The organism is Paenarthrobacter sp. GQ52, from assembly GCF_059759005.1.
In genome coordinates this window covers 1-22,045 of sequence record NZ_JCAXEJ010000010.1, presented here as the reverse complement: position 1 = coordinate 22,045, position 22,045 = coordinate 1, and the positions used below count along the sequence as shown (strand labels likewise).

General features: G+C 62.6%; 17 protein-coding genes, 2 tRNA genes and 1 pseudogene. 15 read left to right on the top strand and 5 right to left on the bottom strand.

Going from position 1 to position 22,045, the window contains the following annotated elements:
- Positions 1 to 76 precede the first annotated feature (76 nt).
- Positions 77 to 697, top strand: a complete 621-nt coding sequence (locus AC6CH8_RS14105; RefSeq protein ID WP_498191234.1) for a TetR/AcrR family transcriptional regulator — start codon at positions 77 to 79, stop codon at positions 695 to 697.
- 61 nt (positions 698 to 758) lie between these two features.
- On the opposite strand, the pseudogene AC6CH8_RS14100 reads toward AC6CH8_RS14105, so the two are convergent.
- The 4 genes and pseudogenes from AC6CH8_RS14100 to AC6CH8_RS14085 all read right to left on the bottom strand — a co-directional run bounded on the left by AC6CH8_RS14100 (position 759) and on the right by AC6CH8_RS14085 (position 5,446).
- Positions 759 to 1,935, bottom strand: a pseudogene (locus AC6CH8_RS14100) (acyl-CoA dehydrogenase family protein).
- Positions 1,936 to 1,977: 42 nt separating this feature from the next.
- Positions 1,978 to 3,504, bottom strand: a complete 1,527-nt coding sequence (locus AC6CH8_RS14095; RefSeq protein ID WP_091469113.1) for an APC family permease — start codon at positions 3,502 to 3,504, stop codon at positions 1,978 to 1,980.
- Positions 3,501 to 4,706 (bottom strand): glutathionylspermidine synthase family protein, encoded by a 1,206-nt coding sequence (locus AC6CH8_RS14090; protein ID WP_498191233.1) that lies wholly within the window; start codon positions 4,704 to 4,706, stop codon positions 3,501 to 3,503. Before AC6CH8_RS14090 ends, AC6CH8_RS14095 begins: the two co-directional genes overlap by 4 nt.
- 2 nt (positions 4,707 to 4,708) lie before the next feature.
- The gene (locus AC6CH8_RS14085; protein WP_498191232.1) at positions 4,709 to 5,446 is read right to left on the bottom strand and encodes a Tat pathway signal protein; all 738 of its coding nucleotides are present in this window, start codon (positions 5,444 to 5,446) and stop codon (positions 4,709 to 4,711) included.
- 152 nt (positions 5,447 to 5,598) lie between these two features.
- Between AC6CH8_RS14085 and AC6CH8_RS14080 the strand changes: the two genes are divergently transcribed.
- The 9 genes from AC6CH8_RS14080 (at position 5,599) to AC6CH8_RS14040 (ending at position 14,538) form a co-directional block, all read left to right on the top strand.
- Positions 5,599 to 7,152 (top strand): sensor histidine kinase, encoded by a 1,554-nt coding sequence (locus AC6CH8_RS14080; protein ID WP_498191231.1) that lies wholly within the window; start codon positions 5,599 to 5,601, stop codon positions 7,150 to 7,152.
- Positions 7,149 to 7,823: a response regulator gene (locus tag AC6CH8_RS14075; RefSeq protein WP_091469103.1), complete on the top strand. Its 675-nt coding sequence runs from the start codon at positions 7,149 to 7,151 to the stop codon at positions 7,821 to 7,823. Before AC6CH8_RS14080 ends, AC6CH8_RS14075 begins: the two co-directional genes overlap by 4 nt.
- Before the next feature lie 32 nt (positions 7,824 to 7,855).
- Positions 7,856 to 8,512, top strand: coding sequence for an MOSC domain-containing protein (locus AC6CH8_RS14070; protein ID WP_179019652.1), 657 nt, complete (start codon positions 7,856 to 7,858; stop codon positions 8,510 to 8,512).
- A 394-nt stretch (positions 8,513 to 8,906) separates the two neighbouring features.
- Entirely contained in the window at positions 8,907 to 11,072 is a 2,166-nt protein-coding gene (locus tag AC6CH8_RS14065; protein ID WP_420178652.1) for a DEAD/DEAH box helicase, read from the top strand.
- A 213-nt stretch (positions 11,073 to 11,285) separates the two neighbouring features.
- A complete protein-coding gene (locus AC6CH8_RS14060; protein WP_498191229.1) occupies positions 11,286 to 11,792 on the top strand; it encodes a LysM peptidoglycan-binding domain-containing protein in 507 nt (168 codons plus the stop codon).
- Between the two features lie 152 nt (positions 11,793 to 11,944).
- Positions 11,945 to 12,016 (top strand) — tRNA-Thr (locus AC6CH8_RS14055).
- A gap of 61 nt (positions 12,017 to 12,077) precedes the next feature.
- Positions 12,078 to 12,151 (top strand) — tRNA-Met (locus AC6CH8_RS14050).
- Positions 12,152 to 12,216: 65 nt separating this feature from the next.
- Positions 12,217 to 12,873, top strand: coding sequence for an SDR family oxidoreductase (locus AC6CH8_RS14045; protein ID WP_498191227.1), 657 nt, complete (start codon positions 12,217 to 12,219; stop codon positions 12,871 to 12,873).
- A gap of 93 nt (positions 12,874 to 12,966) precedes the next feature.
- Positions 12,967 to 14,538, top strand: a complete 1,572-nt coding sequence (locus AC6CH8_RS14040; protein WP_420178649.1) for a Na+/H+ antiporter — start codon at positions 12,967 to 12,969, stop codon at positions 14,536 to 14,538.
- 11 nt (positions 14,539 to 14,549) lie between these two features.
- Here the strand turns inward: AC6CH8_RS14040 and AC6CH8_RS14035 are convergent, their stop codons facing one another.
- Positions 14,550 to 15,773 (bottom strand): ROK family protein, encoded by a 1,224-nt coding sequence (locus AC6CH8_RS14035; RefSeq protein WP_498191225.1) that lies wholly within the window; start codon positions 15,771 to 15,773, stop codon positions 14,550 to 14,552.
- A 239-nt stretch (positions 15,774 to 16,012) separates the two neighbouring features.
- Here AC6CH8_RS14035 and AC6CH8_RS14030 point away from each other — a divergent pair, with 239 nt between their 5' ends.
- The 5 genes from AC6CH8_RS14030 to AC6CH8_RS14010 all read left to right on the top strand — a co-directional run bounded on the left by AC6CH8_RS14030 (position 16,013) and on the right by AC6CH8_RS14010 (position 21,921).
- Positions 16,013 to 17,293, top strand: coding sequence for an ABC transporter substrate-binding protein (locus tag AC6CH8_RS14030; protein ID WP_498191223.1), 1,281 nt, complete (start codon positions 16,013 to 16,015; stop codon positions 17,291 to 17,293).
- Positions 17,294 to 17,317: 24 nt separating this feature from the next.
- Positions 17,318 to 18,247 (top strand): carbohydrate ABC transporter permease, encoded by a 930-nt coding sequence (locus AC6CH8_RS14025; RefSeq protein WP_498191221.1) that lies wholly within the window; start codon positions 17,318 to 17,320, stop codon positions 18,245 to 18,247.
- A complete protein-coding gene (locus tag AC6CH8_RS14020; RefSeq protein WP_091469086.1) occupies positions 18,247 to 19,107 on the top strand; it encodes a carbohydrate ABC transporter permease in 861 nt (286 codons plus the stop codon). The genes AC6CH8_RS14025 and AC6CH8_RS14020 overlap by 1 nt, the downstream gene beginning before the upstream one ends.
- 77 nt (positions 19,108 to 19,184) lie before the next feature.
- Positions 19,185 to 20,939, top strand: a complete 1,755-nt coding sequence (locus AC6CH8_RS14015; RefSeq protein ID WP_498191220.1) for a glycoside hydrolase family 13 protein — start codon at positions 19,185 to 19,187, stop codon at positions 20,937 to 20,939.
- A gap of 22 nt (positions 20,940 to 20,961) precedes the next feature.
- Positions 20,962 to 21,921 (top strand): aldo/keto reductase, encoded by a 960-nt coding sequence (locus AC6CH8_RS14010; protein ID WP_498191218.1) that lies wholly within the window; start codon positions 20,962 to 20,964, stop codon positions 21,919 to 21,921.
- The last annotated feature ends 124 nt before the right edge of the window (positions 21,922 to 22,045 follow it).

Sequence of the window (22,045 nt, the reverse complement as noted above, 5' to 3'; positions counted from 1 at the left end):
ACCACGGTAACAGAAAATTCGAGTGGGTACTCGAATTTCATAGTGAAGCCGTAACACGCATGTACACTGGCTAGCCATGACCACTAAGGACGTGGGTCGCGCAGCGCGGCGGGGCCCCTACGCGAAATCCGAAGAACGGCGCCGGACCATCCTGGATGCTGCCCATGAGGTGTTTGCTGCCCACGGCTATCGTGGTGGATCCCTCCAGGATGTTGCCGACAAGGTGGGACTGAGCCAAACCAGCCTGCTGCACTATTTCCCGTCCAAACGCGATCTCCTGATGGCAGTCCTGGAGCGCCGAGACGAAATCACCGGCGATGCCTTCCCGGACGACATGGAAGATGGCTTGGTTGACTCAGTGATCCGGACGGCGCTGTTCAACGAGAACATTCCGGGCGTGGTTGAGCTGTACAGCGTTCTGTGCGCGGAGTCGGTCACCGATTCGCACCCGGGGAGGGTTTACTTCACCGAACGGTTCGAACGCCTCCGCACGAGCTATGCCCGGCGGTTCGCCGAACTGGCTGCCCAGGGCAGGCTCCGCCCCGGCGTCGATCCTGAATTGGCGGCCATGTCCCTGGTTGCCTTGTGGGACGGGCTGCAGACGCAATGGTTGTTGGCCCCCGATGAGGTGGACGTGGTGAAGGGCCTGCGTGGCTACTTTGATCTGGTGGTCCTCCCCGAACCCTCACCCAGCTAGGTCGCAGCTGAGCGCGTTTTGAGCCCTCTAAACGCGCTCAACTGCGACTTAGTTGGGGGGGCTAGCCGCGGAAGGCGCCGATGCCCGTGATGTGCTGACCCAGGATCAGCGTGTGAACCTCATCTGTGCCCTCGTAAGTCCGCACGGATTCCAGGTTGTTGGCGTGGCGCAGCGGTGAGTAGTCCAGTGTGACTCCGTTACCGCCCAGGATGGTGCGGGCCTCGCGGGCGATTTTGATGGCCTCGCGGACGTTGTTCAGCTTGCCTAAGGAAATCTGCTGGGGCTGGAGGTGGCCGGCGTCCTTCAAGCGGCCCAGGTGAAGGGCCAGCAGGGTGCCTTTCTGGATCTCCACCAACATGTTCACCAGTTTCTCCTGCGTCAACTGGTAGCCGGCCAGCGGGCGGCCGAACTGGAGTCGGCTTCCGGCGTACTCCAAAGCAGCTTCGTACGAGTCCCGGGCAGCGCCCATGGCGCCCCACGCGATACCGTAGCGCGCCTCGTTCAAGCAGGAGAACGGTCCTCGAAGTCCAAGCGCACCCGGGAGGATGGCCTCGGCACCCAGCCTCACGCCGTCGAACTTCACATCGCATTGAATGGACGCGCGCATGGAGAGTTTCGGCTCAATGGGCGTCGCGGTTACACCCGGCGTTCCGGCGGGAACAAGGAACCCGCGGATTCCGTCCTCAGTGTTTGCCCACACCACCATGACGTCCGCGATCGAGGCGAGGCCGATCCACCGCTTGGCACCGTCCAGGACCCAACCATCGGCGGTTTCACGGGCGAACGTTGTCATGGACGCCGGGTCCGACCCCGCCGTCGGCTCCGTCAGTGCGAAAGCAGCCGATCAGCTCGCCGGCAGCCATCCGCGGCAGCCACTGCTCTTTCTGCGCCTCCGAACCCCACTTGTGGATCGCCGTCATGGCAAGGGAGCCCTGCACCGAGACGAACGTGCGGATCCCCGAATCGCCGGCCTCCAGTTCCATTGCCGCAAGGCCATACTCGACGGCGGTCCGCCCGGGACAGCCGTAGCCTTCCAAATGCATGCCCAGGACACCGAGCTCGCCCAACTCCGGGGCGAGCTCGCGCGGGAAGTGAGCGTCCTCGTACCAGCGTGCGATGTTCGGACGGATCCGTTGCGCTGTGTAGTCGCGGACCCGGTCGCGGAGGGCCAGCTCGTCCACAGCCAGCAGGGCATCGAGGGCAAGGACGTCGGAGGTGTTCGTCGTTGAATCGCTCATTCCAGCATCCTAGGTGGCTAACCCGCCGCCCGGCAGCACAGCCTACTCGCCGCGGACCGCCCCGACGTCTGCGCGTTCGCCCGTGAAGTAGCCCTTGGTGGAGGGCGCGAAGCGGCACACGATGGCCAAAACGACGCCCAGAGCGAGCAGCAGCACGCCGCTCACGAACGCCCCGCCAATGCCGAAGATCTGCGTGTCACCATAGGCCGGATCCCACATCTGGACTGCGGAGATGAAGAACGCCACGGTGAGGGACAGCGCACCGAGGAACGGCAGGATGCCCCGGAACCACAGGTTCCGTGCCGAGTCCCGGAGCGTAGAGCGGAAGAACCATACGCAGGAGAAGCCGGTCAGTGCATAGTAGAACGCGATGAACAGGCTGATGGCGCTGATGGAGTCCGAGAGCAGGTTTTCGCTCAGGAAGCTCATGGCCACGTAGTACACCACGGCCACCGCACCCATCACCTGTGTGGAGAAGCCCGGCGTCATGAAGCGCTCGTGTACCTTGCCGAAACGGGGAGGAAGCGCGCCGTGGACACCCATGGACAGGGTTCCGCGGGCAGTCGGAAGGATGGTGGTCTGCGTGGAGGACAGGACGGACGCCAGCACGGCCACGATGATCAGCCAGCCCCAAGGACCCAATACGACGTCCTTCATGGCCAGGAAGACGTCGTCCTGGTTGGCTTCGTTGCCCAGCCCGATACCGTCGGTACCGATCGTGGCGTACATCATCACCAGGAGGGCCACGGAAACGTAGATCGCCACCAGGACCGAGGCCGAGATCACGGCGCCGCGGCCGGGGGTCTTGGCCGGATTTTCGGTCTCCTCGTTGAGCGCCAGGCACGTGTCCCAGCCCCAGTAGATGAACAGGGCAAGCAGGACACCATGGACCACGGCACCGGGATCGGCAAAGGCGCCGGCCGGGTTGAACCACTCGAAGTCGAAGGCCTGCCCTTCAGGCGCTCCACCGGCGATCCGGAAGACGATGGCCACCGCGAAGATGCCCAACGAGATGTACTGGATGTAGGTCAGGGTGCGCTGGACATGCTCGCCCAGCCGGATTCCGCGATGGTTCACGTACGTCATGAACACGATGAACAGCACGCCGGTGGCGGTCACGAGCCACGTGTTATCGGCCAGGGAACCGTCGCCGATCAACAGCCACAGGTACTTGCCCGCGATTTGCGCCAGGTTGGCAAGGACCACCACTCCCGCGAGTGCCACGCCCCAGCCGCCCAGCCAACCGGCCCACGGCCCGAAGGCCTTCCGGGCCCAGAAGAACGTAGTGCCGCAGTCGGGCATGGCGCTGTTGAGCTCACGGAACGCGTAGGCGATGAACAGCACCGGGATGAAGCCGAGGATCAGGATCAGGGGAGTGTAATTGCCGTTGACGGCAACAATGAGGCCCAGCGTTGCCGCCAGCGAGTAGACGGGCGCGGTGGATGCAAGGCCCAGCATGACGGAGTCGCCAAGGTCCAGGATCCCGGCGTGGAGGCCTTTGGAAGGTACGACGGCGGTACGGTCGCCGCCCGCTGAGCCGCCACCCGGCGTCGAGGTTTCAGTGCTCATAGTGCAGCTCCGTAGGAAGTAGCAGGGGGCGCGATGGGCGCCGGGGAGTCGATGGTGTTGGGGACAAAGCGGCAGAAATAGTCCGTGATGGGTCCGTCGGATTCCCGGATGCCACACCCCACGGATTCGCCATCCACTACCCAGAGACCCAGTACCGGGTGGTTCCCGTCGAAGTCGGGGAGGGAATGGTACTGCTGGAAGCACCAGCCTTCGCGCCCGTAACCACCGGGCTGCCGGATCTCGATGCCCGGGGCGTGGATGCGGATGTTGTCGCCCTCACGTCCGTGCAGCGGTTTGGCTACCCATTCTTTGAGGGGACCAGGATCGCCCAGGTAGGCGGGAAGCAGATTCTCGTGGTTGGGGTACAGATGCCACAGCGCAGCCAGCAAGGCTTTGTTGGACAGCAGCATCTTCCACGCCGGTTCAACCCAGCGGGGGTTGTGGGCGCGCTGGAAGAGACGCTGTCCGAAGGGCTCCTTCATCATCAGTTCCCACGGGTACAGCTTGAACATGGTGCTGATCATGAAGTTGTCCAGGTCCACGAACCGGTTCAGGTTGGGGTCCCAGCCAATATCGGACATGTTGATGCCAATGGTGGTCCACCCGCCTTGGCTTGCAACGTCGCGCATGTAGGCCGCAGTCATCCAGTCCTCGCCGGATTCCTCCGCCTCCGAGTGGGCAACGTGCAGGGTGCTCATGCCGGTGCGGAACTGGAGCTTCTTCCACTGGCGGATCAGGGCCTCATGGATTCCGTTCCACTGGTCCTTCTCCGGGAAGACATCCTGCAGCCAGAACCACTGGGCCACGGACGCTTCGATCAGGCCGGTGGGGGTATCGGCGTTGTACTCCAGCATCTTTGCCGGGCCGCCCTTGCCGTCATATATGAAGTCGAAGCGACCGTAAATGTCCATGTCGGCGGCCAGCAGTGATTCGCCGGCGAGTTCCAACGCCTGCTGCCCGATGCCGATATCGCCCATGGCCCCGGTGGCGAGGTACTTTGCGGCCTCCAAGCACATGATGTGCATGTCCTCGGCCGTCTTTTCGAGGGTTTCCACCTCGTCCATGGTGAATTCGTAGTAAGCCGATTCGTTCCAGTATTCGATTTTCCGGCCATCGGGCATGGTGGTTGTGGAAAATACCAAGCCCTGTTCCTCGATCTTTTGCTTCCAGTCCGGCCTGGGCTCGGAGAGCAGTCGACGCACGCCTAGCCTCCCGAGCTTCCGCCGCTTTTGGAGCTGCTGCCGAAGCCGCCGCGGCTCACCGTGCCGCCCTTGGTGCTGTAACCCTTGGAAGTCTTGGCGTCCGTAGGCACGTTCTTGGTATAGCTCGGGTAGGAACTGCGGTTCTGGCCCACGGCGGGCACGCTGGCTCCGCGTGAGTAGAAGTACCAGGCGTAGACGCCTGAGCTGCGGCCCGCCGAGCTGCTGTTGTCGCACTGGTTGTCGTCGACGCGCTCGCCGGTTTCCTCATTGAAACAGACCTGCGCGTAGTCAGCTTCCTTCTCGTTGCTGGCCACGATCGCGGTGATGGTTCCGGCCAGGAGGGCAGTTACACCCAGACCCACGACGACGGTGCGGCGCTGCGAGCGCTTTTTCTTCTTTGCTGCCTCGGCTTCACCGCGTTCACGTTCTTTGGCGAAAGGGTCGACCACGGGGAGGGGCTGGCCGGGCTGGGGCGTCCCGGCCGGGAATGCCCCGCCCTGCGGTGCCCCGGCAGGATTATTCTTCCTCTTGCCTGTGCCCCCGTTGCCTGTTCCCCCGTTGCCGGAGCCGCCTTGCTCCGGGTCGTTTTTCACGGGCGTGAACAGCTCAGGATGCAGCTCGGGTTTGGGTACCTGCCATGGAGGAGGCTTGGGCTGGTTGTTGCCCGCTCCGAAGTCGCCGTTGTTGTCCCTGCCGCCGCCGTTGTTGCCGGCTGCGTCAGGGCTGTCTTTCGGGCCCATGTGTATCCCCCTGGATAGACCGTTGAAGTGTCCGGCGCCACGCCGGACCAGAATGCTCAGAGCAAGCCTAGTCCTTGTGCGCGGTGCAGGCACGGGTGACAGCCGTAAATGGGAAGAAGTCCCCATCTACGGAACCGTGTAAGGATGTAGCCATGCCGGGACCAGAAGCACACAGCAACGTCGACGACGGCGTGCTGCTGCGGCTTCCGCCGGTCCGCGGCATTGGCTCCGCCCGGGTCATCACTGGCCTGGTGTTGGCTGTCCTGTTACCGCCCGGCATTGAACTCATGGTCACTGTCCTCGGGTTCCGCAACTTCGCCATGATCATGCTGTTGCAACTGGCAGTAGCTGTTGCGGTGGCGGCCATCGGTGGTTTGTGGCCGGCAGTGGTCGCCGCGGTGCTGGGCAGCTTCCTCCTTAACTACTTCTCCGCCGACCCCGTTGGTTCCCTGTCCATCGCCGATCCCACGACGTTGTTCACGCTGGTGGTTTTCCTTGCGGTGGCCTGTGGGGTGGCGCTCGCCGTGGGCCTCGCAAGCCGCCGTGCCCAGGAGGCAGCTCGCTCCGGAGCCGAGGCAACGGCGCTCAGTGGGCTCGCCCTGCAAATCCTTAGCTCGGATGGAAGCTTGGAAGCGTTTCTTGAAAAAGTACGCAGCAACCTGGGCATGGAGGCGGTAACGCTCCTGGGTTCGTGGGGCCAAGGTTCATCAGGTCAGACGCCCGGAGCCTCGGGTACGGCGTCAGCCGGTACCCAACCCGAGTTGCGTGTCCTGGCGAGTGCCGGCCCAAATCCGCCGTTGACCCATGCCGCCGCCGACCACACCGCCGTCGTCGATCCCCATTACACCCTGCTGTTGCGCGGCGGACCGTTATCAGCGCAACGCCAACGGATGTTGGCTGCGTTCGGGGCTTTCGTGGTGGCTGTCCGGGAGAGGCAGCAGCTGGTGAAGAGCCGGCGGGATAACGTGCGGTTGGCCGAGGGCAACAAGATGCGGACGTCCATCCTGCGCGCTGTGTCGCATGACCTTCGGACTCCCTTGGCCGGAATCAAGCTCGCTGTCAGCAGCTTGCGCCAGGAGGATGTGCATTTTCCGCCGGATGTTGAGCGCGAGTTGCTGGAGACCATCGAGGATTATGCGGACCGACTGGACCATTTGGTGGACAACCTCTTGGACATGTCGCGGATCACGGCGGACGCGGTGAATCCGCTCTTGAGCGGGATTGTGTGGGCGGAGGTGCTGCCGCAGGCGCTGAGGGGGATTCCCCGGGAGCGGCTGCGCAACGAGCTCCCGCCCAACCTTCCTCCGGTGCAGGCCGACGCCGGAATGCTTGAGAGGGTGGTGGCCAACATCGTGGAGAATGCCGTGAAGTACGCGCCCGACTCCGACGTCGTCCTCACCGCCCGTGCGGGTGCGGGCATCACGCTGGGGGACCGGCCCGCCAGCGAACTGAGAATCATCGATCACGGCAGCGGAGTAGGCCAGAAGGAAGTGGTGGATATTTTCCAACCTTTCCAGCGCTTTGGTGATTCGCCGTCGCCTGCGATCGGAGGCGGAACCAACGCCGGCGGCGGGATTGGACTGGGCCTGGCCGTGGCGAAGGGTTTCAGCGAGGCCATGGGCGGCAGGCTCGCAGCGGAGCCGACGCCGGGTGGCGGGCTGACCATGGTGGTCACCTTGCCGCTGTGGACCGGGGGCCCGCAATGACGCTGGTGCTGATCGTCGAGGACGAAGCCCGCATCGCCAGGGCCATGCAGATCACCCTTCAAGCCCATGGCTACCAGGCCCTGACGGTGGGAAATGGCGCCGACGCCCTGCAAGCCGCTGCCAAGCAGCCCGTGGAGATCGTGGTGCTGGACCTTGGCCTGCCGGACATGGACGGGGTGGAGATCATCAGACGCATCCGTGGCTGGAGCAGTATGCCCATCATTGTGCTGTCCGCCCGGCATGCCTCGGAGGACAAGGTTGAAGCGCTCGACGCCGGTGCGGACGACTACGTGACCAAGCCTTTCGGTTTGGATGAGCTGCTTGCGCGGCTTAGGGTCGCTTCGCGCCGGGTGGTGACCGAACATGAGGAACCAACGCTGGCCACCACGGACTTCATGGTTGACCTGGCGGGCAAGAAGATTCTGAAGGATGGCTCGGAAGTGCGCCTGACGCCCACGGAATGGAACATCCTGGAGTTGCTGGTCCGTAATAAGGGCAAGCTCGTGAGCCAGCAGCAGATCCTCACCCAGGTATGGGGACAGGCGTATGCGAAGGAAACACAGTACCTGCGCGTATATATAGCCCAGCTCAGGCGAAAGCTGGAGCGGGATCCTGCCGAGCCCCGGCATCTGCACACGGAAGCCGGTATGGGCTACCGATTCGATCCTTAATCTTGGAGCTGCCCGTCCGTACACTGGTGATCATGAACACCGCATCCCTCCTTGCCGTCTGCCGGGTCCACCAGTTGCTGCCCGATCCCGAGGGGAGCGTGGGAGTCACCGGCATGGACAAGCGTCCGGTAGAAGGGCAAGTCAAGGTTCACAAACTTGGGCTTCACGGGGACGTGCAGGCGAATCGGGTGGACCACGGCGGTGAAGACCAAGCCCTGTACGCATATTCGCAGGCGGATGCGGACTACTGGGCGGGCGAGTTGCAGCGGGAATTGCCTGCCGGCGTCTTCGGAGAGAACCTTCGCGTGGCTGGAATCGAAACCACCGGCGCGGTCATCGGGGAACGCTGGAAGATTGGCCTGGATGTGGAGCTGGAAGTCACGTCCCCGCGCGTACCGTGCGCCACCTTCCAACGGGTGATCGGCGAAGCCCAATGGGTGAAGCGCTTCACCCAGGCCGGCCGGGTTGGAACGTACCTCCGGGTGATCAAGACAGGCACGATTTCCGCAGGGGACCACATTCACCGCACCTTCATCCCCCAACACGGCATCACGGTGGGTCAGTGGTTCAGTGAGCCCACTCCTGAACTGGTACAGATCCTGCTGGATGCGGACGCCGATGGGGAGATCCGTTTGCAGGAGGATTACCACCCGGTCTTCGAAAAGGTGCTCCGGAGAAACGGGCTCTAGAACCTTGGCGGGGGAGCCTTCCAAACCGGTGTGAACAAGCTCACTCGGCCTTCGAGGACTCTCAGCTCGCGGTGATGGGCCTCTGTGCCCTACACTTGAAATATCCCCCACTCCGGAAATCCCTTTATCCTGCCCAATTCTTGAGGCAGGACTGGTAAGTGTTGGGGCCCGCAAATGTGTGCGGGCATTTTCATAGGGAGAGCCGGCTAAAGAAAACGCTGTACAGACTGCTGGGATAGCAGCCAAGAGATGCAGCGGGAAGTCCTGCCATGGGATTGCGATAGCGCCGGACTTCTTGCGAAAGCAGGGCACCTTTTCCTGTTTCTCGCGACGAGTAATGCGGCCAGCCCAACCGGGCCGCGCCGACTGCCCTATGGATGAGGAATTTCCCCCTATGACCGAAAATCTCAACGAAAACTTCGACGCCAACACTGCTGAGTCCGCTGATGTAGCAGAGACCTCCGCACCCGCCGAAGCTGAAGCACCGGCTGCTGCCGCTGCCCCCGTCGAGACCGCTGCAGCCGAGACTGCAGCCCCCACCTTCACTGAAGCTCCTGCCCCCAAGGCAGAAGAAGAGGAAGAAGAAGGCGTCCGCTTCGTCGATCTTGGCATCGACGGTCGCGTTCTGGCCGCCCTGCAGGACGTCGGCTACGAGAAGCCGTCTCCCATCCAGGCCGCCACCATCCCGCTGCTCCTCGAAGGCCGCGACGTAGTTGGCCTCGCCCAGACCGGTACCGGCAAGACCGCAGCTTTCGCTGTTCCTGCCCTGTCCCGCCTGGCCGAACTTCATGACCTCAACGGCCCGTCCCGCAAGACCCAGGCCCTGGTCCTGGCTCCGACGCGTGAACTGGCTCTCCAGGTTGCCGAGGCTTTCACCTCCTACGCCAAGCACATTGATGATTTCACCGTGCTCCCGGTTTACGGTGGCTCGGCTTACGGTCCCCAGCTCGCGGGCCTTCGCCGAGGCGCACAGGTTGTTGTCGGTACCCCCGGCCGCGTGATCGACCACATCGCCAAGGGTTCCCTGGACCTTTCCGAACTCCAGTACCTGGTACTGGACGAAGCTGACGAAATGCTGCGCATGGGCTTTGCCGATGACGTAGAGCAGATCTTCCAGCAGACTCCGGAAACCCGCCAGGTTGCGCTGTTCTCTGCCACCATGCCGGGCCAGATCCGCCGCATGTCCAAGCAGTACCTGAACAACCCGGCCGAGATCTCGGTGAAGTCCAAGACCACCACCGGCGCCAACACCAAGCAGCGCTACCTTCAGGTCATGGGCCCGCACAAGCTGGACGCCCTGACCCGCATCCTCGAGGTTGAAGAATTCGACGGCGTTATCGCCTTCGTGCGCACCAAGATGGCTACCGAGGACCTGGCTGACAAGCTCAAGGCCCGCGGTTTCCAGGCTGCCGCCATCAACGGCGACATCCCGCAGCAGCAGCGCGAACGCACTGTGGACGCGCTGAAGGAAGGCCGCATCGACATCCTGGTTGCTACCGACGTCGCGGCCCGTGGCCTTGACGTTGAGCGCATCAGCCACGTGATCAACTACGACATCCCCCACGACACCGAGTCCTACGTGCACCGCATTGGCCGTACGGGCCGTGCAGGCCGTTCCGGCGATGCCATCCTGTTCATGACGCCGCGTGAAAAGTACCTGCTGCGTTCCATCGAAAAGGCCACGCGTCAGCCGGTGGAGCAGATGCACCTGCCTACCGCCGAGACCGTCAACACCCTTCGCCTGGGCAAGTTCGCCGAGCGCATCACCGAGACCCTCGAGTCCGAGGATGTTGCAGCGTTCCGCGACCTCATCTCCTCCTACGAAGAAGAGCACAACGTTCCGGCGTCGGAAATCGCTGCAGCCCTGGCCGTCATGGCCCAGGGTGGACAGCCGCTGCTGGTCAAGGAACTGCCTGCCGCTCCTGAGTACCAGAAGCGCGAGCGCTCCAAGGACGGCTTCGGCTCACGTGGCCCGACCCGTGCACTGACCGAGGGCAACGCCACCTACCGGATCTCCGTGGGACGCCGCCAGCGCGTCATGCCGGGTTCGATCGTTGGCGCCATTGCCAACGAAGGCGGCATCTCCTCTGCACAGATCGGCGGCATCGACATCCGCTCGGACCACTCCCTGGTGGAGCTCCCGGCAGACCTGAGCCCCGAGCAGCTGCGCGCACTGTCCCGCACCCGCATCGGTGGCGAACTGATCAACCTCGAGCTGGATAACGGCCGCAGGCCCAGCGGCGACCGTGGCAGCTACCAAGGTGGCGGCTCCGGTGGACGTGGTGGCTATGGCGACCGCGAAAACCGTGGTGGCGGAAACTTCAAGGGTGCCGGTGGCTTCAAGAAGGACTTCCGCAAGTCCGACGGCGAGCGTACCTCCGCTGACCGTGGCGGCCGCTCCTACAGCGACCGTTCCGAGCGCACCGCAGGCAGCTACGGCGACCGCGATCGCGGCCAGGCCAGCGGTTCACGCTTCGGCGGTCACGGTGACGGCGCCCGCAAGCCCCGCACCGGTGGAGAAGGCGCAAACCGCGACTTCAACCGCAAGGGCAAGTGGTAAACGCTCTCTTGGTGATCATCACTGAGTAGTTCCCGTGAGGGGGTCGGCTTTCGAGCCGGCCCCCTCACGCGTTTAACGCTTCACTCCGGTTCTTGTTCGCTGTGCACGCCCTTGTGCGGCTCGGATTTCGAACAGGACCGGGTTCCATGGGGCCGGGCTCGGCCGTACGATCGAGGCACGGCTGAACGCAAGCAGAAATCAGGAGGGTGCTCCATGGGATTGCTGGACAACGTGAAGAAGAACCTGGGCTTCGGCGGCAAGGACGCTGGTGAAAGCGACGCAGCTCGGGTAGGCCAGGGTGCGGCGAACCCGGTGCCAGTAGACCAGAGTGCGGCGAGCCAGGCAGCAGAGGATGCTGCCGCCGTCGAGGTTTCCGCTGCGGACAAGGCCGCTGCGGAGGCTGCCGCCGCGCAGGCAGCCCGGCAACAGGCGGCTGCGGACGCCGCAGCAGCGCAGGAGGCCGAGCAGGAGGGCTTGGAGCCCGAGGCGCCGGAAGTCCAGCTGCGGGCGCAGGAGGCCGCCTCAGAGGCCGCCGCAGGGACCGGTCAGCCGGGTCCGGTGGCGCCGCGGGTCACGGAGGTCGTGGTGGAGCAGGGGGACACCATGGACGGAATCGCTGCGCAGTACGGCGTGGACCTTGGAGCCCTCATCGCCACCAACGCAGATACGGTGCCCAATCCGGACAGGATCTACCCTGGGCAGGTGCTCCGGCTGCCCTGATTCGATCCGCCAAAAACGCCGACGGCGGTTGCCGGCGTCGCGAAAAATGGATCAGGAAATCCGCGTCTTCGCAAATTGTGTCGGCGCCGGTTTTCCGCGTTTTTTCGCCGATTTGTAGCTTCCGAAAACGTCCGGTAGAGTATTTACTCGTTGCCCCCCTAGCTCAGTGGTAGAGCGCGTTCTTGGTAAGAACGAGGTCACCGGATCGATTCCGGTGGGGGGCTCTGGATGAGGGCCTGTGTCAAGGCGGTTTTGACCGGCTTGACACAGGTTTTTCTCATTCGTGGCGGTGTAGCTCAGTTGGTTAGAGCGCACGACTCATAATCGTGAGGTCGGGAGATCGAGCCTCCCCACCGCTACAGAGCAAGACCCCGCAGCATTCGCCTGCGGGGTCTTTTTTCGTTCCGTGGGACAGAATGGGTTCATGAGCCGAATCGCAATCATTGGCGGCCACGGGAAAGTGGCCCTGCATCTGTCCCGCATTCTTAGTGGCGAAGGTCACGACGTCACGTCCATCATCCGAAATCCCGATCATGTGGCAGATGTCACGGAGACCGGCGCAACTGCTGAGGTGCTGGACGTGGAAAATTCGACGACGGCGGAACTCGCCCAGGCGTTCAAGGGCCACGACGCCGTGGTCTGGTCGGCCGGGGCCGGCGGAGGCAATCCTGCCAGGACCTACGCCGTTGATCGTGACGCAGCCATCCGCTCCATGGACGCGGCGGCCGAAGCCGGCGTCAAGCGGTATGTGATGGTGTCCTACATCGGAGCCTCCACGGATCATGGCGTCCCGGAAGACCACCCGTTCTTCGCCTATGCCGAGGCCAAAGCGGCGGCGGACGACTACTTGCGCAGCACGGACCTCGACTGGACTGTCCTGGGCCCGGGAACTTTGACGGACGAACCTGCCACCGGTCTGATCGAAACGGATCCAGCCAACCCCGGCAATGGCACGGAGACTTCCAGGGCCAATGTTGCCTTGGTGGCAGCGGCCGTCCTGGAACTCCCGGGGACCATCCGCCGGACCATCACGTTCAAGGATGGTACCGACGATGTTGTAGACGCCCTCACGGAGGACTGACTCAGCGCTGCCTGTTCCGCCGGGATATGTTGGTAGGGAACTTTTTCGGCTTGGCCTGGGGAAGTGCCGTACAACCGCTGGGGAAGCAGGAAAATGGATCAGTTGGCGCTCATTGTCGGGTTGCTGCTTGCAACGGTGGTGGCAGTGGGCCTGGGGGATAGGCTCCGGCTTCCCTACCCTGTCCTGATGCTGCTTCTGGCCGTTGCCCTCACCTTCATTCCGGGTTTTCCCGAGTTTGAGATCTCGCCTGAACTGATCCTGCCGATCTTCCTTCCGCCTTTGCTGTTCGCAACGGCGCAGAAGAGTTCCTGGGCTGTTTTCCGGGTGCGTTGGCGGACACTTCTGCTGATGGCTGTGGCCCTGGTGGTCGTGTCCACAGCAGTGGTGGCTGGCGCTGCGTGGCTCATGATTCCGGGCATCGGCATCCCGGCTGCCATCGCCTTGGGTGCCATGGTGGCCCCGCCGGACCCCGTTGCCGTGGAGTCCGTGGCCGGCCGAGTGCACATGCCGCGCCGGCTCATCACGGTCCTTCAGAGCGAAGGACTCTTCAATGACGCCGCGGCAATCGTGATCTTCCAGGCAGCGGTGGCAGCAACAATGTCGGGCAAGGAAGTAGGCCCGGAAGTTATTCCGCAGTTCGTCATTGGCGCAGCGCTGGCTGTTCTGATTGGCATCGCGATGGGATGGCTGACCAAGTTCATCACCAAGCTGGTCACCTCCATGGTTGCCCGCAGCGCCGTGACCTTGGTGGTTCCTTTTGCCGCCTACATCCTCGCGGAAGAGCTCCACGCCTCAGGTGTGGTGGCCGTCGTCGTCACTGCCTTGGAACTGCAGCGTCATACGCGGCCGCAGGACGCCGCTGAACGCATTACGCGCACCGCCTTCTGGGACGTGGTGGAGCTGCTGGCCACAGGGCTGGCCTTTGGGCTGGTGGGGCTGGAGATCCGTCATGTCATCCGGGATGAAGGCACCGCCATATTCGGGATGATCGGTATGGCCGTGGTGATCTGCATCCTGGTGTTCGTGGTGCGTTTCCTCTGGCTTGGCCTCCTCGCCCTCACCGCACGTAAACGCAGAAACCTGTTGCAACCAACGTCGCCCAAGGAAGTGCTGATCCTGACCTGGTGCGGCATGCGCGGCTTGGCCACACTGGCCCTCGCTTTGGCCCTCCCCATGACCTTGCCGGATGGCAGCGACTTCCCGGCCCGTCACGAGATCCTGGTGATTGCCTGCGCGGTGCTCCTGGCCACCTTGGTCCTCCCCGGCCTGACTCTGCCGTGGCTCATGCGCGTCCTGGATGCGACGGAGGACGGATCACATGAGCAGGACGCAGCAAAGGTCCTTGCCAAGCGGGCACAGTCGGCGGCGGTGGCTGCTTTGAAAGACCATGACCTCATGAAGGAACTTCCCGCCGAGAAGGTGACCCTGGTCAAGGAAAAGATGCGCCGCCTCCATGCCGAGCTGTTGGATGGCACGCTGCAGAACGAATCCGTTGCTGAGAAGCGCAAGCGTGGACGGGAACTGTCCATCGCAGTGCAGACCATCGCCCTCGATGCCGCCCGCCAGGAAGTGGTGGCAGCCCGCAACGAGCCAGGCACCGACCCGGAAGTGGCTGACAGGGTCCTCCGGCAACTTGACCTGCGGACGATGTCAATGCCGGACTAGGTCGAGCCGGATCAGCCCGCGGCAACCTGCTTTGACAGTGAAGCCGGGTAGAGATCCAGTGCATTCTCTTCTACGTAGTCCAACGCGTGGCGGATCGCGCCGAGGGACACAATGCCATCTCCCAAAGCTGATGTTGCCAGGCGTGGGGGAGTGAAGGTGAAGTCGGGCACCTGCTTTTCCATGGCTGGGATCAAGGTCTGGGCAGAGGCCGCGACGGCTCCGGCGATAACCACCAGCTCGGGATTGACCAACGTACTGATGGAGCCAATCACACGGGCCATGCGGTGCGCCATACGATCCATGACCTTGCGCGCTGCGTGGTCGCCTTCCTTTGCCGCCCTGAAAACCATCTCTGCCGTCAGGGCTTCGGGATCACCACCGCACAGTGCCCGCAGGTTGGTTTCCGTGCCGGAATCGAGGGCTTCCCGGCCCCATAGGGTGGCGTAGTGGGCAATGCCGTAGGTGTCGCCCACACCGTCCACGTTGTCCAGGTATCCCAGCTCGCCAAAACCACCAACCTGCCCGTGGAGCAAGCGGCCGGATTCGAGGATTCCGGACCCCAAACGGTCGCCGGCGAGCATGACTACCAGGTTGTCGACTCCCTGTGCGCTGCCCTGCCAGCGTTCGGCGAGGGCTGCGAGGTTGGCGTCGTTTTCCAAAAGTACGTGCCAACCGTGGCGCTCGGATACGATCTTGCGGACATCGAATGATTTCCAGAATTCCTGTGCCCTGAGGACTTCGCCCGCGCGGCTGACCGGTGCGGCCACGCCAACAGACACGGCTAGGACAGAGTCGGCAAATACGCCAGCCTTCTCCAAGGCCTCTGCCGCTATGCTGTCCAGCACGTCTGCGCGTTCATTGGCCGGAACGTTGTAGGCACGGAAAGGCATCGTGACCTGGGACAAGGGCCTACCGGCCATGTCGGCCACAATTGCTGTGATCTTGTTGGCACCTATGTCAATGCCGATCACGCTGGCCGCACTGTCATCAAATGCGAAGCGCCGCGCAGGCCTGCCCTTGACGTAGTCACCGGCGCCTCGCTGGTTCTCCAATTCCTGAAGCCAGCCGAGCCGGACCAGTTCGTCGCAGATCGAAATGACGGTGGCCCGTGAGAGTCCCGTGGCGGCCATCAGCTCGGTGCCGGTGACGATGCCGGCGCCGCGCATGGCTTTGAGCATGGCGCTGGCGTTGACCCTGCGTACCAGTTGCGTTGACGGTGCGGTCCCGGCCTGCATTCGGAGCTCCCACTTCTCAGCCGCCCTATCGGAGTGATAGAGCGGTCTCTCTAAATTTAGTACATAAATTTAGATGACGACGCATTTCGGCAAACTCTTGACCCTGTGGCGGGCATCACTCACCATAGTTAGCGATAGGGCATAAATTTAGCTCCTATCTAAACTTCGGGTGGCGATGCGCATGGTCCGCCGCACGATGGAGATGCGGCCACTGAGGTCCGCAAGACGAAAGGGCTACGGTGTCTGTGAAATCGACACGCAGGAAACGCTTTGCAGCAATGGGCCTGGGCTTGGCACTGCTCGCCGGCCTACTCTCCGGCTGCGCCGGAGACCCAGGGGATTCGGACAAGGAGACAATCCGCTTCACGTTCAGCAAACGGGAAGCCATCGGCTTCATGACCAAACTTGTTGCCGACTACAACGCGTCCCAGGACGAAACCGAGGTGGTACTCGATACTTCCGGCGTCGACGTCGTGTCTGCGAGTTTCGTTCGCGGCAATCCGCCGGACATCGCCCTTGCCAACTACAACATGGAGACGTCCCGGTTCGTCCAGCGCGGAGCGTTGAGCGACTTGTCAGGGACGGAGGCGGCATCCCGCATCCGCGAGGACCTCCGGCCGCTCATGGAACAGTACGGTTCGTATCCCGGACGGACCAGTGCCCTGCCGTATTCGGTCATGGCGTCGTCCGTGATCTACAACAAGGAAATCTTCGCTGCCAACAACATTGCCGTGCCCACCACCTGGAGCGAATTGATCGCAGCCTGTGAAGCTTTGAAAGCCGCTGGAGTAACGCCGTTCTATGCCACTTGGAAGGATGACTGGACGATCGCCCAGGGGTGGTTTGACTACTCGGTAGGCGGGCAGGTGGACACCCTTGACTTCTTCAAGAAGCTTGAAGCTGAAGGCGTGGACGTCGGGCCGGAGTCTTCGGTGTCATTCCAGAAGGATTTTGAGCAGCCCGTCCAGAAGATGTTGACGCTGGCAAAGAGCTACGTAAACAAGGACGCTGCGAGTCGGGCGTACGGCGACGGCAACCTGGCGTTCTCGCAGGGCAAGGCTGCTATGTATTTGCAAGGCCCGTGGGCCTTCAGCGAGATCGCCAAGACCGCCCCCGACCTGAAGCTCGGAACCTTTCCGCTGCCGATGACTGAGGACCCCAAGGACTTGCGCGTCCGCGTCAATGTGGACCTCGCGGCCTGGATTCCGGAGGCATCCAAGCACAAGGACGCTGCCCGAGGCTTCCTCGAGTATTTGTACCGGCCCGAGGTGATTGATGCCTACAACAAATCGCAGCTGGGTTTCACGCCCACCAAGGAGACCGCAAACGTCCCGGACCCTCGGATCGAGGGAATGGTGGAGTACTACGACAACGGCAAGGTCTATCAAGGTCCCTCGGTGCTCGTTCCCCGCACCATCCCCATCATGAACTACACGCAGGCAATCGTGTTCGGCGCACCCCCTGCATCCACCCTCCGCACCCTCGACGCAGATTGGGCGCGCCTGGCGTTCCGCCAGTAGTGCAGACCATAGGGAGTCAGCTACATGTCCACCATCACCACCCCAACCACGTCCAAGCAAGGTCTTCAAAAGGACGGTCACCCGGCCCCACGCAGCAGGCGGCGCGTTGAACCGATCTTCTACCTTTTCCTGGTCCCCAGCCTCATCCTGTTCACGCTGGCCATCACGATTCCCGGCATCATGGGCATCTTCTTCAGTTTCACGAACTCCATTGGAATCGGTGACTGGGAGTTCATCGGCCTCACCAACTACATCGCGATCTTCAGCGACCCGGCGATCCTGCAGAGTTACCTCTTCACTTTCGGGTTCTCCATCGTCACCGTGATCGCGGTCAACGTGGTCGCTTTCCTCCTTGCCGTCGGGCTCACGTCGCGCATCCGGATGAAGTCGGCGCTCCGGACCATCTTTGTCATCCCCATGGTGGTTTCCGGCATCATCATCGCCTATGTCTTCAACTTCCTGTTTTCGAACTCCCTGCCGTCGCTTGGAGCTGCGACAGGAATTCCTTGGCTGGAAAGCAGTCTGCTCGCCAACCCGGACCTGGCATGGATTGCGATCGTGATGGTTACGGCCTGGCAGGCCGTTCCCGGCGCACTGCTCATCTATATTGCAGGCCTTGTGGCCGTCCCTGGAGATGTCTATGAGGCCGCCGATATCGACGGCGCGAGCAAATTCCAGCAGCTTCTGAAGATCACGCTTCCGCTGGTGGCCGGTTACGTGGTTATCAACATCATTCTCGGGTTCAAGGGCTTCCTCAACGCCTACGACATCATCGTCGGGCTGACGAACGGAGGCCCGGGAACCTCCACCAGGAGCATCGCGATGACTGTCATTTCCGGCTTCAACGGCGGCGATTACGCCTATCAGATGGCCAACGCAACGATCTTCTTCGTGGTCGCCATCCTCATCTCTCTCGTACAGCTCTCGCTGACTCGCGGACGGAATGCACTGTAATGACCAACCAACTGATGACCAAAAAATCCAGCTCCAAAGTTGAACGCGTCAACTGGCCGGCAACCACCGTCCTGGTTCTTTGTGCAGTGACTGTGCTTCTTCCCCTGTATGTCACGGTCTCCATGGCTTTCAAGACCCAGGGACAGGCGGTGGATGGCAATGCCTTCTCCTTCCCCGCACCCTTTAGCCTCGAGGGCTTCGTCCAGGCCTGGACCCTGACGAACTTCCCGGTGGGAGCCGCGATGTCGCTGCTGGTGACAGCGGGGACCGTCTTTGCCACGATCATCCTGGCCGCCTTCGCCTCCTACGCGATCGTGCGCAACTGGGAACGGCGGCTTTTCAGGTATTCGTTCTTCTATCTTCTGGGCGCAATGTTCATTCCCTTCCCCGTGGTTGCGCTGCCGCAGATTCAGCTCACGGGCCGGCTCGGCCTGGACAACCCGTTCGGCGTGATCCTGCTGGCCACCATGTTCCAACTGAGCTTCAGCGTCCTGCTCTTCACCGCGTTCCTCCGGTCGATCCCGATGGAACTGGAAGAGAGCGCCAGGATAGATGGCGCAACCACGTGGCAGACCTTCTGGAAACTGATTTTCCCGTTGCTGGCGCCAATGAGTGCCACCGTGGGGATCTTCGCGTTCCTTTATGCATGGAACGACTTCATGATGCCGTCGCTGATTATTTCCGATCCGGCAATGCAGACGCTGCCCGTGCGGCAGAACCTTTTCCAAACGCAGTTCAGCAACAACTATCACGTGTCCTTCGCGTCCTACCTGATGGCGATGGCACCGGCCATTGTTGCCTACCTTTTTACGCAACGCTGGGTCATGGCCGGCGTGACACAAGGTGCCGTAAAGGGCTAGCCGTTGTTGACCTTCCCGGACCGGGCATTCCATACTGGTCCGGAAGATAAATTTAGATTCTAAATCAAAGGAGTTTCGTGAGCACTTCCGCCACTCAGGCACACCGTACCGACGTCCACCGCATGTCTGATCCGAACTGGTGGCGCCAAGCGGCCGTCTACCAGATCTACCCGCGCAGCTTCTACGATGCCAACGGTGACGGCCTCGGAGACATCAAGGGCATCACGGCCAAAGTTCCGTACCTGAAGGAGCTGGGGATCGACGCCGTCTGGCTGAGTCCGTTCTACCCGTCGGCGCTCGCGGACGGCGGCTATGACGTGGACGACTACCGCAACGTGGACCCGAAGTTGGGGACCCTTGAGGACTTCGACGAAATGGCAGCAGCCCTGCACGCCGCAGGCATCAAGATCGTGGTGGACATCGTTCCCAACCACTCCTCCGACCGCCACGAGTGGTTCAAGGAAGCGCTGGCATCACCCAAGGGTTCTGCGGCTCGCGACCGCTACATCTTCCGCGACGGCCGGGGCGAAAACGGCGAGTTGCCGCCGTCGGACTGGGACTCCGTCTTCGGCGGACCTATCTGGGACCGCATCACCGAACCCGACGGCACGCCGGGACAGTGGTACCTGCACATTTTTGCCAAGGAGCAGCCGGACTTCAACTGGGAGAACCCGGAGATCCGGGAGGACTTCCTCAAGACACTGCGCTTCTGGTCCGACCGTGGCGTGGACGGCTTCCGCATCGACGTGGCCCACGGCATGGCCAAGGATCTTTCCGAGCCGCTGCCCATGAAGGCCGATTTGGAAGCCAAAGCCCACGGCACCGATGGTTTCACTGATGGTTCGCACCCTTTCTGGGACCGCGACGAAGTCCACGAGGTCTACGCCGAGTGGCGGAAGCTCTTCAACGAGTACAACCCGCCCCGCACCGCCGTTGCCGAGGCTTGGGTGCACGAGTCACGCCGTGCCCGCTACGCCAGCCCGGAAGGACTGGGCCAGGCGTTCAACTTCGACCTCCTGCAGTCCGATTTCGACGCCGGGTCGTTCAAGAAGATCATCACGGACAACCTGGTAGCGGCCAAGGAATCGGGAGCATCCTCCACGTGGGTCTTCTCCAACCACGACGTCGTCCGCCACGCCACCCGTTACGGCCTGCCCAAGGGCGGTTCCGTAGCGCAGGGAACCAACGCTGCGCAGGACATCACCGGCGGCAAGCCCAAGGGCCAGGACGGCAAGGGGTGGCTGCTGGCCGGCGCGCCGGCGGAAGAGCTCGACGTCGAACTTGGCTTGCGTCGTGCACGCGCCGCGACGCTCTTGCTGCTTGCGCTCCCTGGTTCTGCCTACCTCTACCAGGGTGAAGAGCTTGGGCTGCGTGAAGTCTCGGAAATTCCTGACACTGAACGCCAGGACCCGTCCTTCTTCCGGAACCCCGGCGTCGAGATTGGCCGTGACGGTTGCCGTGTGCCGCTGCCGTGGACCGCAGAAGGTGCTTCCTTCGGTTTCGGTGCGGGCAAAGCACACCTCCCGCAGCCGGAGTGGTTCAAGGACTACGCAGTCGCCAGGCAGGAGGGCGTGGAAGGTTCCACCCTTGAGCTCTACCGCAAGGCACTGGGCTTGCGCAGCGAACTCCAAACCGACGAGGAACTCGAGTGGGTGGAAACGGGCAACCAGGATGTGCTGCACTTCAGCCGCCCCGGAGGCTGGCACACGGTGACCAACTTCGGCAGCGAGCCTGTGGAGCTTCCGGAAGGAGACATCGTGGTGACAAGCGGTCCGTTGGAGGACGGTCAACTGCCGTCCGACACCACTGCCTGGGTTGTCCGCAAAGCCTAAGGGCCGCGGTGATACTGAAAGCATGACTGTTGCGAACGGGCGGGGACGCCTCATTTACGGCTGCATGGGACTCGGCGGCCCTTGGGACGGCACGTCCTACGGGGCTTCGGAGATCGATCAGGCAGCCGCGGTGATTGAAGCTGCGCAAGGGATTGGCATTGAGCTTTTCGACCATGCGGATATCTATCGCAGCGGAAAGTCCGAGGCCGTCTTTGGTGAAGTCCTCGCCCGTTCGCAGGGTCTGCGCGACAAGGTCCAGCTTCAGACCAAATGCGGGATCAGGCTGGGGGAGCGCGGACTGGAGACGCATTACGACCTCAGCCGTGACGCCATCCTTGAACGGGTCCATGAAAGCCTGAAGCGGCTCCAAACGGACTACGTGGACGTACTGCTCCTGCACCGGCCCGATCCGTTGATGGACCCGCGCGAGGTGGCGGACGCCGTCGGACAGCTCATGGCGGAAGGCAAGGTGCGGCAGTTGGGTGTGTCCAACATGTCCGGCGCTCAGATCGCCTTCCTGCAGGACAGGTTGGAGGCGCCCATCGTGGCGAACCAGCTGGAAATGAGCCTCCTTCGCCGGGGCTGGCTGGAGAGTACCGTGCTGGTCAACCATGCGGACAGTCTGGAATACAGCTTTCCGCACGGGACTCTTGAGCACTGCATGGCCAAGGGAATTGAACTGCAGGCATACGGGTCGTTGGCCCAGGGGCGCTATACAGGTGCGCCGTCCGCGGAGCATTCACCGGCCGAGTCGGCTACCGCGGATATGCTCGAAAAATTGGCGGGGGAGAAAAGCACCACGCCGGAGTCAGTACTGCTGGGTTGGCTCATGAAGCACCCGGCCAGGATCTCGCCGGTAGTGGGAACCACCAACCCTGCCCGGATCGCTGCCTGCGCCGATGCCGCTTCCGTGGCTGCCGGCATGACCCGTGCCGAGTGGTACGGACTGTGGGTGGCAGCGCGGGGAAACAACATCCCCTAACCCGATTTTAACCCAACTGAGTCGCAGTTGTGCGCGTTATGACGACTCAAAACGCGCTTAACTGCGACTCAGACTCTTCTATGTCTGTCAAGCCGCGGTTGTCAGTTCGGATGAGGCACTAAGC